At 64.7% G+C, this 15,503-nt stretch carries 15 protein-coding genes; 7 read left to right on the forward strand and 8 right to left on the reverse strand.

Annotated features, from left to right (window positions below; all coding sequences use genetic code 11):
• The first annotated feature begins 39 nt into the window (after positions 1-39).
• Positions 40-2,022, forward strand: coding sequence for a protein meaA (locus K369_RS21315; protein WP_036294004.1), 1,983 nt, complete (start codon positions 40-42; stop codon positions 2,020-2,022).
• A gap of 143 nt (positions 2,023-2,165) precedes the next feature.
• Here the strand turns inward: K369_RS21315 and K369_RS25755 are convergent, their stop codons facing one another.
• Positions 2,166-2,732 carry a GNAT family N-acetyltransferase gene (locus tag K369_RS25755; RefSeq protein WP_084570770.1) on the reverse strand — a complete coding sequence of 189 codons (567 nt, stop codon included), beginning with the start codon at positions 2,730-2,732 and terminating at the stop codon, positions 2,166-2,168.
• 67 nt (positions 2,733-2,799) lie between these two features.
• Between K369_RS25755 and K369_RS21320 the strand changes: the two genes are divergently transcribed.
• Positions 2,800-3,063, forward strand: coding sequence for a hypothetical protein (locus K369_RS21320; RefSeq protein WP_036294006.1), 264 nt, complete (start codon positions 2,800-2,802; stop codon positions 3,061-3,063).
• Between the two features lie 12 nt (positions 3,064-3,075).
• Here K369_RS21320 and lysA read toward each other — a convergent pair whose 3' ends face one another.
• The 3 genes from lysA to argH form a co-directional block, all read right to left on the reverse strand.
• A complete protein-coding gene (gene lysA / locus K369_RS21325; RefSeq protein WP_036294008.1) occupies positions 3,076-4,350 on the reverse strand; it encodes a diaminopimelate decarboxylase in 1,275 nt (424 codons plus the stop codon).
• Between the two features lie 11 nt (positions 4,351-4,361).
• Positions 4,362-4,631, reverse strand: coding sequence for a lipoprotein (locus K369_RS21330; protein WP_036294010.1), 270 nt, complete (start codon positions 4,629-4,631; stop codon positions 4,362-4,364).
• A 202-nt stretch (positions 4,632-4,833) separates the two neighbouring features.
• On the reverse strand, positions 4,834-6,219 hold the full coding sequence (gene argH, locus K369_RS21335) for an argininosuccinate lyase (protein ID WP_036294012.1): 1,386 nt from the start codon (positions 6,217-6,219) through the stop codon (positions 4,834-4,836).
• A 23-nt stretch (positions 6,220-6,242) separates the two neighbouring features.
• Here argH and K369_RS21340 point away from each other — a divergent pair, with 23 nt between their 5' ends.
• From K369_RS21340 to K369_RS21350, 3 genes are all read left to right on the forward strand, one after another.
• Entirely contained in the window at positions 6,243-6,917 is a 675-nt protein-coding gene (locus K369_RS21340) for a TlpA disulfide reductase family protein (protein ID WP_036294013.1), read from the forward strand.
• A 10-nt stretch (positions 6,918-6,927) separates the two neighbouring features.
• Positions 6,928-7,500: an NUDIX hydrolase gene (locus K369_RS21345; RefSeq protein WP_036294015.1), complete on the forward strand. Its 573-nt coding sequence runs from the start codon at positions 6,928-6,930 to the stop codon at positions 7,498-7,500.
• A gap of 130 nt (positions 7,501-7,630) precedes the next feature.
• The gene (locus tag K369_RS21350) at positions 7,631-8,806 is read left to right on the forward strand and encodes an IS4 family transposase (protein ID WP_036289774.1); all 1,176 of its coding nucleotides are present in this window, start codon (positions 7,631-7,633) and stop codon (positions 8,804-8,806) included.
• A gap of 195 nt (positions 8,807-9,001) precedes the next feature.
• On the opposite strand, the gene grxD is transcribed toward K369_RS21350, so the two are convergent.
• The 3 genes from grxD to purL all read right to left on the reverse strand — a co-directional run bounded on the left by grxD (position 9,002) and on the right by purL (position 11,874).
• The gene (gene grxD, locus K369_RS21355; RefSeq protein ID WP_036294017.1) at positions 9,002-9,346 is read right to left on the reverse strand and encodes a Grx4 family monothiol glutaredoxin; all 345 of its coding nucleotides are present in this window, start codon (positions 9,344-9,346) and stop codon (positions 9,002-9,004) included.
• Between the two features lie 78 nt (positions 9,347-9,424).
• Positions 9,425-9,655 (reverse strand): BolA/IbaG family iron-sulfur metabolism protein, encoded by a 231-nt coding sequence (locus K369_RS21360; RefSeq protein WP_018267018.1) that lies wholly within the window; start codon positions 9,653-9,655, stop codon positions 9,425-9,427.
• A gap of 14 nt (positions 9,656-9,669) precedes the next feature.
• Positions 9,670-11,874, reverse strand: a complete 2,205-nt coding sequence (gene purL, locus K369_RS21365; protein WP_036294020.1) for a phosphoribosylformylglycinamidine synthase subunit PurL — start codon at positions 11,872-11,874, stop codon at positions 9,670-9,672.
• A gap of 363 nt (positions 11,875-12,237) precedes the next feature.
• Between purL and K369_RS21370 the strand changes: the two genes are divergently transcribed.
• The gene (locus K369_RS21370; RefSeq protein WP_036294022.1) at positions 12,238-13,950 is read left to right on the forward strand and encodes an OmpW family outer membrane protein; all 1,713 of its coding nucleotides are present in this window, start codon (positions 12,238-12,240) and stop codon (positions 13,948-13,950) included.
• 185 nt (positions 13,951-14,135) lie between these two features.
• Positions 14,136-15,239, forward strand: coding sequence for a DGQHR domain-containing protein (locus tag K369_RS21375; RefSeq protein ID WP_051949456.1), 1,104 nt, complete (start codon positions 14,136-14,138; stop codon positions 15,237-15,239).
• 67 nt (positions 15,240-15,306) lie between these two features.
• Here the strand turns inward: K369_RS21375 and K369_RS21380 are convergent, their stop codons facing one another.
• A complete protein-coding gene (locus K369_RS21380) occupies positions 15,307-15,501 on the reverse strand; it encodes a DUF4169 family protein (protein WP_036294024.1) in 195 nt (64 codons plus the stop codon).
• Between the last annotated feature and the right edge of the window lie 2 nt (positions 15,502-15,503).

The following is a 15,503-nucleotide window of genomic DNA, read 5'->3' on the forward strand; positions in this document are numbered from 1 at the left end:
GCGTCTTATGTTATCGCAAGTCCCGGAGGGACCGAACACATGACCGAATCCGCACCCCGTCGCGACAAGCCCTGGCTGTTCCGCACCTATGCCGGCCATTCCACGGCCAAGGAGTCGAATCTTCTCTATCGCTCCAACCTCGCCAAGGGCCAGACGGGTCTCTCCATCGCTTTCGATCTGCCGACCCAGACCGGCTATGACAGCGATCACATTCTCTCGCGCGGAGAGGTCGGCAAAGTCGGCGTTCCGGTGTCGCATCTCGGCGACATGCGCACTTTGTTCGACGGCATTCCGATCGCGGATATGAACACGTCGATGACCATCAACGCCACCGCCGTCTGGCTGTTCGCGCTCTACATTGCGGCGGCCGACGAGCAGGGCGCGCCGCGCGCAAAGCTGCAAGGCACGACGCAGAACGACATCATCAAGGAATATCTGTCGCGCGGCTCTTATGTGTTTCCGCCGGCGCAATCGCTGCGGCTGACGCAGGACCTCATTCTCTTCACGACGAAAGAGTGTCCGAAGTTCAACCCGATGAATGTCTGCTCCTACCATCTGCAGGAGGCCGGCGCGACGCCGGCGCAGGAGCTGGCCTATGCGCTCGCCACGGCTTGCGCCATTCTCGACGGGGTGAAGCGCGCGGGCCTCTCGGAAAAGGATTTCGCCGAGGTGGTCGGCCGCATCTCCTTCTTCGTCAACGCCGGGATGCGCTTCGTCACCGAGCTGTGCAAGATGCGCGCTTTCGTCGAGCTGTGGGACGAGATCACGCGCGACCGCTATGGCGTGCAGGACGAGAAGTCCCGCCGCTTCCGCTATGGCGTGCAGGTGAATTCTCTCGGCCTCACCGAGCAGCAGCCGGAGAACAACGTCTATCGCATATTGATCGAATCGCTGGCCGTCGTGCTGTCGAAGAACGCGCGCGCCCGCGCCGTGCAGCTGCCGGCGTGGAACGAGGCGCTCGGCCTGCCGCGGCCCTTCGATCAGCAATGGTCGCTGCGCATGCAGCAGATCATGGCTTATGAGACCGATCTTCTGGAATATGGCGACATATTCGACGGCAATCCGGCGATCGCCAAAAAGGTCGCGGCGCTGAAGGAAGAGGCCGTCGCCGAGCTGAAGAAGATCGACGAGCTGGGCGGCGCCGCCGCGGCGGTCGAGGCCGGCTATATGAAATCCAAGCTCGTCGAGAGCAACACCGCGCGGCTCGAGGCGATCGAGGCCGGCGAGCAGATCGTCGTCGGCGTCAATAAATTCACCGAGGGCGAGCCCTCGCCGCTCACCGCGGGCGACAATCAGATCATGGTCGTGCCGGAGCATGTCGAGGCCGAGCAGATCGCGCGTTTGAACGCCTGGCGCGAGCAGCGCGACGCCAAGGCCGCGCAGGCGGCGCTGGACGCACTGGTGCGCGCCGCGAAGGAAGGCCGCAATATGGTCGAGCCCTCGATCGCCGCCGCCAAGGCCGGCGTGACGACGGGCGAATGGGGAACCGTGCTGCGCGGCGTGTTCGGCGAATATCGCGCGCCGACGGGCGTCTCCGCCACGGCGCGGCAGGTCGGCGGCCAGCTCGACGCGGTGCGCGAGGAGGTGCAGCGCGTCTCCACCAAGATCGGCCAGCGCGCCAAATTTTTGGTCGGCAAGCCGGGCCTCGACGGCCATTCCAACGGCGCCGAGCAGATCGCCGTGCGCGCCCGCGACGCCGGCTTCGACGTGATCTACGCCGGCATTCGCTCGACCCCGGCCGAGCTGGTCGAGACCGCGCAGAAGGAAGGCGCGCATTGCGTCGGCCTTTCGATCCTCTCCGGCTCGCATGTGACGCTGGCGCATGAGGTGCTGCGGCTGATGAAGGAGAAGGGCCTGAGCGAAGTGCCGCTCGTCGTCGGCGGCATCATCCCGCCAGCCGACGAGAAGCTGCTGCGCGACAATGGCGTGGCGGCGGTCTACACGCCGAAGAACTACGATCTCAACGCGATCATGACCGATCTCGCGCAGATCATCGAGAAGAGCGTGGAGGGGCGCGCGTAAGGCGCTTCCCGCGTCATCGTCGCGAGCGAGGCGGAGCGATCAGAGCCGAGGGCGTCCCGCTGACGGATGGCTTCGGCGCGTCGCTCCTTGCGGCGGCGACAGAGCTGCAGACTGTTCTCCCGCGTCGCCGGCTTTTCCAGGGACTACGAAAATCGAGAATCCGGCGTTCGTCCTTCGGTGCGGACGGCGGATAAGTCAGGCCACTCATAGGTGATGACTTTGGCTCGCGTTCCGCCCGTATTGATCTCGATTTCCGTTTCAGGCAGCGCCCGACCTCGCATGTGTTCATAAAATATGCGCGCAGGAGAATTCGCGCTCAAAACAGTCAGCTTCATCGTTTGAAAGCCACGCTGCTTCGCATTCGCAACGCATTTCCGAAACAGAGAGCTGCCGATGCCTTTTCCAATATAGGCGGGGTCGAGATAAATTGCATATAACTCTGCAACCGACTTGCTCGTCGTGGGTCCCAGGTCAGAAAATCCAATGATTTTGTTATTTATTACAGCTATAAAGACGGCATATTCAGAAATTATTAAATGACCTTTTTCCTCATGAAGCCAATTCAGGGCCATCCGATCAGCGGACAGCTTCTTAAGGTGCTCGTCAGAGTAAATGCCTTTGTAGGCTGCGCGGACCGATTCTACGTGAACGCGGGCTATTTCGCCGGCATCCGTCGGCAACGCCTGTCTAATGTGAACTGATCCGGTCATGCGTCACACTATAGGGCGGCATTCGGCCCGTGTTGAATGCGGCTGCGAACATGCTATCTTGTGTACCATGACGGCTCTGACGATCGACACGCTCGCTATCGCGCAAATTCTACGCAAGAGAGGCTTCTCGGAAGAGCAGGCCATCGGCGTGGTCGAGGCGTTTCGCGAGATCGACGCGGGTCTTCTCGCGACCAAATCGGATATTCGCGAGGTCGAGGCCAAGATCGAAACCTCCGCCGCGAACCTCAAGGTGGACATTCTCCGCTGGCTCGTCGTCACGCAGCTTGCGCTCGGCGGCTTCCTGATCGCGGCGCAGAAGCTCCTTCACTAATCCGCGGCGCGCCTATTTCCGCAGCCACTCCGGCACAGAATCCAGCGCGATCAGCTGTTCCACGCTCGGGCGCTCGCGCACCACGGCCCATTTGTCGCCATCGACGAGAACCTCTGGCGCGAGCGGGCGGCTGTTGTAGGTTCCCGCCTGCACCGCGCCATAGGCGCCGGCCGTCAGAATGGCCAATAGATCGCCCTGCGCCGGCTCCGGGATGGAGCGGCCGAGCGCGATATAATCGCCCGTCTCGCACACCGGTCCGACGACGTCGGCGATAATGCGCGGATGCGACGGCGCCGCCTCGGCGACCGGGATCAGCTCGTGCCAGGCGTCATAGAGCGTCGGGCGGACGAGATCGTTCATGCCGGCGTCGACGATGACGAAAGACTTGGCCTCGCCCTGCTTCACATAGAGCACGCGCGTGACCAATATTCCCGAATTGCCGACGATGAGCCGCCCCGGCTCGAACAGCAATTTGCACCCGAGCTCGGCCATATGGCGGCGCACGATCTCGGCGTAGCGATCCGGGTGATAGGAGGCCGGGTCCTCGCCCTCGTGATAGGGAATGCCGAGCCCGCCGCCGAGATCGACATGGGAAATGTTGTGCCCATCGGCGCGCAGCCCCGCGACCAGCTCGGCGAGCAGCGAGAAAGCCTCGTCGAAAGGCGCCAGATCGGTGATCTGCGAGCCGATATGCATATCGACGCCCGTGACCTCTATGCCGGGCAGCTTCGCCGCATGGGCGTAGATTTCGCGCGCGCGCGACAAAGGCACGCCGAATTTATTCTCGGCGAGGCCGGTCGAAATTTTGGCGTGGGTCTTGGCGTCGACGTCGGGATTGACGCGCAGCGAGATATGCGCGCGCTTGGCCTTAGCGGAGGCGATGCGGGAAATCTCGGCGAGCTCGGGCTCCGACTCCACATTGAAGCAGAAAATGCCCTCGTCGATCGCGAGCGCGATCTCGGCCTGCGTCTTGCCGACGCCAGAAAAAGTGATCTTGCTCGCGGGAACGCCGGCGGCGCGGGCGCGCTTCAGCTCGCCGCCGGAGACGACGTCCATTCCCGCGCCGAGGCCGGCCAGCAGCGTCAGCACGGCCTGATTGGAATTGGCCTTCAGCGCATAGCAGACCAGCGCGTCGAGCCCGGCGAAGGCCGCCGAGAAGACCTGGAAATGCCGGCGGATCGTCGTCGCCGAATAGCAGTAGAAGGGCGTTCCGACCTGCTCGGCGATTTTGGCCAATGGAACATCGTCGGCGTAGAGCGCGCCGGCGCGATAGTCGAAGTGATGCATGTCGCTCTTATCTAGTCGAGAAGCGGATCGAGGATGAAGGGATATTGCTCGGGCGGCCGGTAGCCCGGCGTGCCGGGGATATATTCCACCGCCTGCACATCCTCGGCGACCGGCGTCTTGCCGCCGACGGGGGTGAGCGTCGTCTTCTGCACGACGACGGCCTTGGGCCGCGCCGCGACCTCCGGCGGATAGTCGAGCGGGCCGCGCCGCCCGCAGCCGGAAAGCGCGAGCGCGAGAATCAGTAGCGTCGCCGCCGAACGCGGCCGGAGCAGATCAGCCATAGGTCTCATCCATCGGAGCCGGATCGGGCCGGCACTATAGACGAAAGCGCGCGGATGACGAGTTCGTTGCTCGCCCCCTCCCCGGCCCTCCCCCGCTTCGCGGGAGAGGGAGCAGGTTACGCGCGTCATCGAGATTTCGCGAAGCGCCGGCCGCCTCCCTCTCCCGCAAAGCGGGGGAGGGTGAGGGAGGGGGCGACCGCCTCTACTTCTTCGCCAATTGCTTCAGCCAGCGGCGCGCCTGCTTGCGCACATTCTCCGGCGCCGTGCCGCCGTAGCTCGTGCGGCTCTTCACCGATTTCTCGACGCCGAGCACGCTGAACACATCCTCGGTGATGCGCGGCTCGACCTCCTGCATCGTCGCCAGCGGCAGCTTCTCGAGGCCGAGATTGCGCTCGGCGGCGATGCCGACGATGCGGCCGGTCACATGATGCGCCTCGCGGAAGGGCAGATTCAGCGCGCGCACCAGCCAATCGGCGAGGTCGGTGGCGGTGGCGTAGCCGGCGCCCGCCGCCTTGCGCATGCGCGGACGATCGACGCTCATGTCGCGAATCATGCCGGCCATCGCCGCCACGCAGAGCGCGAAATTGTCGAGCGCGTCGAATGTGCCTTCCTTATCCTCCTGCATATCCTTGGAGTAAGCGAGCGGCAGGCCCTTCATCACGATGAGCATCGCCTGCAGCGCGCCGATGATGCGTCCCGTCTTGCCGCGCACCAGCTCGGCGGCGTCGGGATTGCGCTTCTGCGGCATGATGGAGGAGCCGGTGGTGAATTTGTCGGAGAGCGCGACAAAGGCGAATTGCGAGGTCGTCCACAGCACGATCTCCTCCGCGAAACGCGAGAGATGCGTCGCCGAGATCGCCATCGCCGAAAGCGTCTCCAGCACGAAATCGCGATCGGAGACGCTGTCCAAGGAATTGGCCGTCGGCCGCGCGAAGCCGAGCGCCTTGGCCGTCTTCTCGCGATCGATAGGGAAGGAGGTGCCGGCCAGCGCCGCCGCGCCGAGCGGCGATTCGTTCAGCCGCGCGCGGGCGTCGGCGAAGCGGCCGCGGTCGCGCGCCAGCATTTCGACATAGGCGAGCAGATGATGGCCGAAAGTGACGGGCTGGGCCGATTGCAGATGGGTGAAGCCGGGCATAACGCTGCCGGCCTCCTCCAGCGCCTTTTCGGCGAGGGCGAGCTGGAGATCGGCCAATTGCGCCTCTATGTCGTCGATCGCGTCGCGCACATAGAGGCGGAAATCGGTCGCCACCTGATCGTTGCGCGAGCGCGCCGTATGCAGCCGCCCGGCCGCCGGGCCGATGAGCTCGGCGAGGCGGGACTCGACATTCATATGAATGTCCTCGAGCGCGCGCGAGAAGGTGAAGCGCCCCTCCTCGATTTCGCCGCGGATTTGTTCTAGACCACGCGTGATGGCGGCGGCGTCCTCGGCCGAAACTATGCCGGTTTCGGCCAGCATGGCGACATGAGCGAGGGAGCCCCGCACATCCTGTGGGCCGAGGCGCTTGTCGAAATCGATGGAGACGTTGATCGCCTCCAGGATTGCGTCGGTTGCGCTCTGAAAGCGGCCCCCCCATATTTTGCTCGTCATAACTCCTCGCGGAACAGGGATCGATGACCGACCAGATAGAAAGCTCCAGCCGAGGCAATCTGCCGAAAATCGCGGGCGCGACTCTCGCCGTCGCCGCCATCGCCGGCGTTCTATACGTGAACGGCGGCTCTAGCGGCAAGACGAGCGTGGTGAGCCAGGCCTGCGCCGCCTCCCGCGACACCTCGCAGCGCGTGTCGGCGCTCGCCAAGGGCGAGGTCGCGGCCATGGCCATAGCGAGCGCGCCCGAGCCCATGCCGGAAGTGACCTTCACCGGGCCGGACGGAAAGCCGCGCAAGCTCGAGGACTTCAAGGGCAAGACCGTGCTGCTCAACCTCTGGGCCACATGGTGCGTGCCCTGCCGCGGCGAGATGGCCGCGCTCGATCGGCTGCAGGCGGCGGCCGGCTCGGACAAGTTCGAGGTGGTGACGATCAATGTCGACACGTCCAGGCTCGAGCGGCCCAAGGCCTTCCTCGGCGAGATCGGCGCGAAGAATCTCGCCTATTACGCCGATCCCAAGGCCGAGATTTTCTTCCAGCTGCGCCAGACCGGGCAGGCGCTGGGCCTGCCGACGACCTTTTTGATCGACGGCTCCGGCTGCCAGATCGGCCTGATGCAGGGTCCGGCCAATTGGGATTCGGAAGAGGGCCGCTCTCTGGTGACGCGCACGGCGGAGCTCTCCTCGCGGCCGACGCCCTGAGGATGAGGCTTTGAGCGACGACATATTGCGGCCCTGGGAGGTCCGCTCCTCGCAGACGCTCGTGCAGGATTCATGGCTCACGCTGCGGGCGGATCATTGCGTGACGCAGCGCGGCGTCTCGCTCGATCCCTATTACGTGCTGGAATATTCCGACTGGGTCCATGTCGTCGCGCTGGACGAGGAGGACCGTCTGCTGCTGGTCCGGCAATATCGCCATGGCGCCGGCGTGGCGTCGCTGGAGCTGCCGGGCGGCAGAATGGACGCGCATGAGAGCGATCCCGTCGCCACCGGCGCGCGGGAGTTGCTGGAAGAAACCGGACACGCCGCGCCATCATTGCGACATTTGGCGCGTCTTTCGCCCAATCCGGCGAGCCACGCCAATTGGATTCACGTCCTTTATGGCGAGGGCGCGAAAGAGGTGGCGCCTCTGAATCTCGACAGCGGCGAGGATATTCGCGTCGAGCGCGTCCCCTGGCGCGAGGCGCTGGCGCTGGCGCTCGGCGGGGAAATCATCAACAGCCAGCATGTCGCGCTGCTGGCCATCGCCTTGGCGCAGACGAAAGGCGTCAAGATCGGCGGTTAGGGCTCTCCCTTCTCCCACTTGTGCACGGCTGTCCGGGGAATGAGTCGATAGGTCGCGGGCGCATGCCCGGCTTTCCCGAGAGTTTCGGGGTACTTTCTGGTTGTCGAGACTCAGAAAGAAAGAGCCGGACATGCGCCTCGAGAATAGCGTCTTCGTCGAGCTTCTCAAACCGATCGATCGTCGCAGCTTCCAGAAGATCGTGGATCGTCACGGCGGCGACGCCTACGACAAATCCTTCAGGAGCTGGAGCCATCTGGTGGCGCTGATCTTCGCGCAGCTGGGCGCGGTCGTCAGCCTGCGCGCCCTCGTCGCCGCCTTCAACGCCGAGGCCAATGGGCATTATCACCTGGGCGTCGGGCGTTTCGCGCGCTCGACGCTCGCCGAAGCCAGCGCCCGCCGGCCCGTCGCCGTCTTCGCCGATCTCTTCGCTCTGCTCGCCGCGACGCTCGACCGCAAGACGCGGCGCGAGGGAGCCGAGATGCTCCGCCTCATCGACTCGACCCCCATCCCTTTGAGCAAGTTCCATGCGTTCGCCCGCTCCAACGGCCGCATCCACGGGCTCAAAATGCATGTCGCCTATGATCGCGGGGCCGACCGTCCCTATCGCGTCGAGGTGACGCTCGCCAATGTCAATGATGTCACCATCGGCAAGAAGACGCCGATCGAGGCGGGCGCCACCTATGTCTTCGACAAGGGCTATTATGATTTCAAATGGTGGAAGGGCATTCACGACGCCGGGGCGCTCTTCGTCACGCGGCCAAAGACCAACACGCGCTTGAAGGTCGTCGCCGAACGGCCGCTCGATAAGACCCGCGGCGACGGCTTCACCGTGCTCGCGGACAGCGAGGTCGCGCTGGCCAGCAAGGGCGATTCCAAGCTGCGGATGCGCCTGCGCCGCATCCGCATCGAGCGCGACGCGGCGAGCCGGACGAAATCGCCGATCATCGAGGTGATCACCAACGACATGACCCGCGATGCGGTGGAGATCGCCGCGCTCTACAAGGCGCGCTGGGCGATCGAGCTGCTGTTCCGCTGGCTGAAGCAGCATCTCTCGATCCGCAAGTTCTTGGGCAAGAACGAGAACGCCATCAAGCTTCAGCTGCTGGCGGCGATGATCGCCTTCCTGCTGCTGCGCATCGCCGCGCACAGCCACGGCGTCACTCTGCCGCCGCTGCGCTTCGCCGAGCTGGCTGGCCGCTTCCTGTTCGCGCGCCGGCCCGTCGCATCGATCGACGAGCCGCCGCCCAAATATCGCGTGCCGAGCCGGTGGAAGTCCGACTGCCAGATCGAGATGATCTATGCCTGAGTTTCCCCGGACAGCCGTGCCACTTGTGGGAGAAGGCGGCCCGGCGTAGCCGGGTCGGATGAGGGTCCATACGAATTAGCGCTGCTTCGAAATGAGAGCCCGGCGGCGTCCCGGACCCTCATCCGACCCTCGCTGACGCGAGGGCCACCTTCTCCCGCGAAGCGGGAGAAGGGAGAACGCTGAGATTCCGCCCGATTACGCCTTGGCCGTCTGCGCGTGGGCGATGCCTTCCTTGTCGAAGAGCGCGGTCAACTCGCCGGACTGGAACATCTCGCGGGTGATGTCGCAGCCGCCGATGAACTCGCCCTTCACATAGAGCTGGGGAATGGTCGGCCATTGCGAATAGGCCTTGATGCCGTCGCGAATGAAGGGATCGGCCAGCACATTGACGCTCTTGAAGGGAACGCCGACATGGCCGAGAATCTGGCAGACCTGCATGGAGAAGCCGCATTGCGGCGCGGCGGGCGTGCCCTTCATGAACAGCACGACGTCGGCGCTGTCGATCTCGTTCTTGATCGCGGTAGTGGTGGAGTCGGACATGGGGATTACCTCGTCTAGCGGAATTCAAGGTTCCGTTGCAGGCGGCCCGGCGAGCGCCGCCGGGCGTGGAAACGATTCTTAGAGCGCGATCGTGGTCAGCGCCAGAGCATGCAGCTCGCCGCCGAGGCGCTCGCCGAAAGCCTTGTTGACCATCTGATGCTGCTGCACGCGGCTCTTGCCGCGGAAGGACTCCGACTTCACCGAGGCGGCCCAATGATCGCCGTCGTCGGCGAGCGCGGTGATCTCGATCACGGCGTCCGGTATGGCCACCTTGATGAGACGCTCGATTTCACTTCTTTCCATCGCCATTGCGCTTCGACCTCCTAAAAGCCTAGAGCGAAGACGCTGTCGTCCCCGGCCATATAGGCCGGCAACGGCGCCTGCTGCGCATGTTGCACGTCGCAAAGCAATATCGGCGCCTCGCCGGGCAGATGCAACTCGTTTCCGCCGGTCGCGCCGAGAGCGAGAACCGCCACGCCCGCGGCCTTCGCATCCGCCTCGATCGCCGCCGCTTCCGCCGGCTCGGTCACGACCAGATAGCGCGCCTGATCCTCGCCGAAGAGGGTCGCATGGGCGGGGCCTTCCGGCAGGCGGTCCAGGGTCGCGCCGACGCCGCCGGCGATCGCCATTTCGGCGAGCGCCACAGCGAGGCCGCCGTCAGAGAGATCATGGACGGCGAGCGCCCGCTGCTCGAGCACGAGCGCGCGCACGAAATCGCCATTGCGCTTCTCGGCCTCGAGATCGACCGGCGGCGGCGCGCCGTCGCGGCGACCGGCGAGATCGCGCAAATAGAGCGACTGGCCGAGCCAGCCTTTGGTCTCGCCGATGAGCAGGATCGTCTTGCCGCCCTCGGGCAGAGCAATGGTGGAGGCGAGCGCGACATCCGATATCACGCCGACGCCGCCGATCGCCGGGGTCGGCAGAATGCCCGTACCCTGCGTCTCATTGTAGAGCGAGACATTTCCGGAGACGATCGGGAAGTCGAGCGCACGCGCCGCCTCGCCAATGCCTTGCAGGCAACCGACGAACTGGCCCATGATCTCGGGCTTTTCGGGATTGCCGAAATTGAGATTGTCGGTGAGCGCCAAAGGCTGGCCGCCGCGCGCGGAAATATTGCGCCAGGCCTCCGCGACGGCTTGGCGGCCGCCCTCGGCCGGATCGGCGGCGCAATAGCGCGCCGTCACGTCGGTGGTCAGCACCAGTCCCTTGCGCCCGTCGCGGACGCGCACAACGGCGGCGTCGCCGCCCGGCGCGCGCACGGTATTGCCGAGGATGAGGTGATCGTATTGCTCCCACACCCAGCGCTTGGAGCAGAGATCCGGCGTCGCCAGAAGAGCGAGCAGCGCTTGCGCGTTGGAGCCGATCGGCGCGATCGAAGCCGCATCGAGAACCGGCGGCTTCGGCGTCGGGACATGGGGACGGTCATAGACCGGCGCCTCGTCGCCCAGCTCCTTGATCGGCAGATCGGCCTCGACGACGCCCTTGTGCTTGACCACGAAGCGCAGATTGTCGGTGGTCTTGCCGATGATCGCGAAATCGAGGCCCCATTTCACGAAAATGGCCTCGGCCTCTTTCTCCTGCTCGGGCTTCAGCACCATGAGCATCCGCTCCTGGCTCTCCGAGAGCATCATCTCATAGGCGGTCATGCCTTCTTCGCGGCAGGGCAGGGCGTCGAGGTCGAGCTCTATGCCGAGATTGCCCTTGGCGCCCATTTCCACGGCGGAAGAAGTGAGGCCGGCCGCGCCCATGTCCTGGATGGCGATGACGGCGCCCGAGGCCATCAGCTCGAGACAGGCTTCGAGCAGAAGCTTCTCCGAGAAGGGGTCGCCGACCTGCACGGTCGGGCGCTTCTCCTCGGCGTCGGCCTCGAAGGAGGCGGAGGCCATGCTGGCTCCGTGAATGCCGTCGCGGCCGGTCTTGGAGCCGAGATAGACGATCGGATTGCCGACGCCCGCCGCCGCCGAATAGAAGATCGAATCCGTGCGGGCGAGGCCGACCGCCATGGCGTTGACGAGAATATTGCCGTCATAGGATTCGTCGAATTCGGTCGACCCGCCCACTGTCGGCACGCCGAAGGAATTGCCATAGCCGCCGACGCCCGCGACCACGCCGGCGACCAGCCGCCGCGTCTTTGGATGCGCCGGCTTGCCGAAGCGCAGGAGATTCAAGCAGGCGATCGGCCGCGCGCCCATTGTGAAGACATCGCGCAAAATGCCGCCCACGCCGGTCGCCGCGCCTTGATAAGGCTCGATGAAGGACGGGTGGTTGTGGCTCTCCATCTTGAAGACGCAGGCGTCGCCCCCGCCGATGTCGATGACGCCGGCGTTCTCGCCCGGCCCCTTGATGACCCAGGGCGCTTTGGTCGGCAGCTTGCGCAGATGAATGCGCGAAGACTTGTAGGAACAATGCTCGTTCCACATGGCCGAGAAGATTCCGAGCTCTGTGAGGCTCGGCGCACGGCCGATCAGCGCGACAATGCGCTCATATTCGTCTTGCTTCAGCCCATGCGCCAAGGCCGCTTCGAGCATTGTGTCTCCCCCGCCGGACGCGGCCTCGCCGCGGACTTCGGCTCGTGTTTCGGGTAAGTCGAATTGTCGCAGCCGCGACCGAGCTTACTGAGCGGGCGGCGCCGACGAATCTGCCGCGATTCTGCCGTTTCGCCCCAGAAAGGCCGCAGAATCCGGCGGTTCGCCCCCCGATTAATAGGATCGCCGCGCAATGGCAACTGTCGCGACCTGTTGCCAAAGAGTCACAGCTGTAGAGAAAGAATTGTGAGACGAGGCAGTCTTTGATCTAGATCAAGTCCTCCCGTCGAAAATCGGAGCAATTTGAGCGCCGACTCGGACAGGCGCGTTGCGCGCCGTCCTAAGAGCAATCGACGGGGGAGCCTGATGAGAAGTGTTTTGCGCGGCGCGCTCGCCGCATCCGTGTTGACCGCAGCGAGCGCGGTTCAGGCGGCCGATCTTCCCTCGCTGAAAGGCGCGCCAGTTCCGCCGCCGCCCCCAGCCTTCACTTGGACCGGTCTCTACGGCGGCATCAACATCGGCTATGGCTTCGGCGATTCCAGCCGGGAGACGGGCGGTCTCGGCTATATTTCGGCGGGCGCTCTGGCTCCCGCCGTGCCGCTGGGCTCCGCCTGGGGCGCCTCGCAGGATTTGCACGGCGTCATCGGCGGCGGACAGGTCGGCTATAATCACCAGATCTCGCCCTGGCTCGTTCTCGGCCTCGAGGCCGATATTCAGGCCACAGATGTGGAGAGCAAGGCGAAATCCGGGATCGGCGTCTTCGACGCCACCGGCGCGCATCTGCAGACCGCCGATTCGACCAAGGCGGTCGACTGGTTCGGCACTGTCCGCGCCCGAGTCGGCTTCACTCTGCCGTCCATTCCCAATCTGCTGATCTATGGCACGGGCGGCTTCGCCTATGGCCAGGTGATCCACAATGTCGGCTTCGCGGATAATTTCGCCGCCGCCGCCGCAGCGGGCTTCGGCGGAGGCGCCGTCGGCCATGGCTATTCGGACGACACGCGCACCGGCTGGACGGCGGGCGGCGGCGTCGAGTGGTCGCCCATCCCGAACTGGTCGGTCAAGGCCGAATATCTCTATGTCGATCTCGGCTCCACCAACGCCAATTCCGTCTCTCTGAACGGCGGCACGGCGGCGATCCTCGGCACGACGACGCCCGTCTTCGCCGCGACGCAGAATTCGCCGACCCGTTTCCACAATGTCCGCGTCGGCCTCAACTGGCACTTCGACCCCTTCGCGCCCGGCCTCGTCGCGCGCGCCGACGGCCTGTCGTCGCTTAAGGAGCCGCCGCCGCCGGCCTTCGTCGACAGCTATCAGCCCTTCCAGGTTCGCCTGAAGGTCGGCAGCGTCATTCCGCTGGACGGCCATGGCACTGTCTATGACCAGGGCATCGGCCATCCGGCGCTCGGCTCCATCGGCCGCCTCTCGGGCCTTACCGGCGCGAATGGCGTGATTTCCGGCGCCAGCACCAATACGTCGACGTCGATCGTTCCCATGCTCGACGTGGCCTATTACCTGACCAAGAACTGGGCGATCGAGGCGATCTGCTGCATCGCGCCGCATCACATTCAGGGCACCGGCACCATCGCCAGCGACTTCGCGCGCTCCTGGGTGTTCCCGCCGTCCCTGATGGCGCAGTATCACTTCACCAATTTCGGCCAGTTCCAGCCCTATCTCGGCGTCGGCGCGAATTTCACGGCCTTCTGGGGCACGCGCGTCAACAATGACGTCTGGGGCATCCCCTTCGCGGCGGGCTCGGCGCTGGCCGGTCTCGGCCTGCCCGGAGCGCTCGCCACCTTCCAATGGGCGACCGTCGCTCCCTCTTGGGGCGTGGTCGGCCAAGCCGGCTTCGACTATATGTTCAACGAGCATTGGGGCGTGAACGTCGACGTCAAATATATCGGCATTCATCCGATGGTTCACGCGACGGCCGTCGCTTTCGTGCCGGGGGCGGCTGCGCTCGGCCCGATCTTCGTTCCGGTCAAAGTGTCGCTGCCGATCAATCCGATCGTCGTCTCGGCGGGCGTCACCTATCGCTTCGGCGGCGACCTGCTGCAGCCCGTGCTCGCCAAATATTGAGCGGCGCGCAAAGCTGAAAGAAAAACAAGCCGGCTCCGAAAGGGGCCGGTTTTTTTGTCGGCCCGATTGCGATTCGCCTTGTTCTTTGCCGCCTCGCCGCTAGGATTCGGCCGGTTACGTGTTCGATTCGGTTCAATGCGACGATTCGCCGGCCCTTCCGGCGCGCTTTCCCGAAGGATCTGAACATGGAAAATCCGATCGACGCGCCGCCTTCCGATCATGCCGAGCCGAGCGAGGTCGAGCCTGCGCTCGAAGCCGCGCTTCCTTGCGAGCCGGACGAGATGTCGGATGCGCCGCGGCGGACCGGCGCCGGCTTCGCCAATGCCCCGGCTCTGCTCGTCACTCAGGGCAAGCATCGTTTCTACACGCTGGTTCTACCGAGCGATCTGCTGGCCGCCACTTGCACGGTGGAGGCGCGGCTGGACAATCCGATCGACGGCTTCCAGCGCCTGCTCGACAAAAAACGCGCGCGCGAGATCGCCGATTATATCGACAGCGGCTTCGGCAGCGTGCCGAGCGCGATCATTCTCTCCGCGCAGCCGCACGCGCAGCTGCAATTCGACCGCAAGAGCGGCGAGCTGACCTTCCGCAAGGACCCGCGCTCCTTTCTCATCATCGATGGGCAGCATCGCGTCTATGGCTTCAATCTGGCGGCCAAGAGCGTGAAAGTGCCGGTCGTCGTCTACAATAGGCTGACGCGCTCGCAGGAATGTCAGCTGTTCATGGACATCAACACCAAGCAGCGTCCGGTGCCGCCGGAGCTGCTGCTGGACATTCGCCGTCTCTCCGAATCGGAGACCGAGGCCGAGGCGCTGCTGCACAATGTCTTCGACCTCTTCTCCAATGACGAGAAGAGCGTGCTCTCCGGCCTGCTGAGCCCCTCGGAGCGGCGCAAAGGCAAGATCTCGCGCGTGACCTTCAACGCCGCGCTGAAATCCATCGACGGGGCTTTCGTCGACGCCTCGGCGCAGGACGTCTATCAGGTGCTCAACGCCTATCTGCGCGCCTGCCTCAACGGGCTGCGCTATCATGGCGCGGAGGCGAACATCGCCAATCCGGCGCTGTTCAAGGCGCTGGTCCTTCTCTTCGCCAATGTCGCCGAGCGCGTCTCCGACCGCTATGGCGGGCGCTACACCACGCAGAATTTCGAGGATATTCTCGGACCCTTCTTCCGCAAGCTGAAGAAGAGCGAACTGCCCAAGCCCGCGACCGGCCATTTGGCGCTCTATGAGCATTATCGGAAAGCGCTGAGCTCGGGCTTCTCGCTCAAGCAATGGCTGTTCGCCTGAAGGAGCGAGCCTGAAGGCTCGCGGCCCAGGCCGCACATTGGATCGCGAGCCTTCAGGCTCGCTTTTGTCACTCCGAATCGGATTGCGGCGTCTCTATCCGATGCGCGTCGAGCTTTTCTTTCTCGAGACGCGCGGTCGCTTCGCCGAGCTCCCGCTCGGCCTTGGTGCGGCCATGGGCGATGCGATTGGCGTCCGCCTCCGCCTCTTTGGCTCGCTTGTCCCTGACCTTGCGGGCGCGTCGCAGATTGACGATCTCGCCCATGG

It is taken from the genome of Methylosinus sp. PW1 (assembly GCF_000745215.1).
Taxonomy (GTDB): domain Bacteria; phylum Pseudomonadota; class Alphaproteobacteria; order Rhizobiales; family Beijerinckiaceae; genus Methylosinus.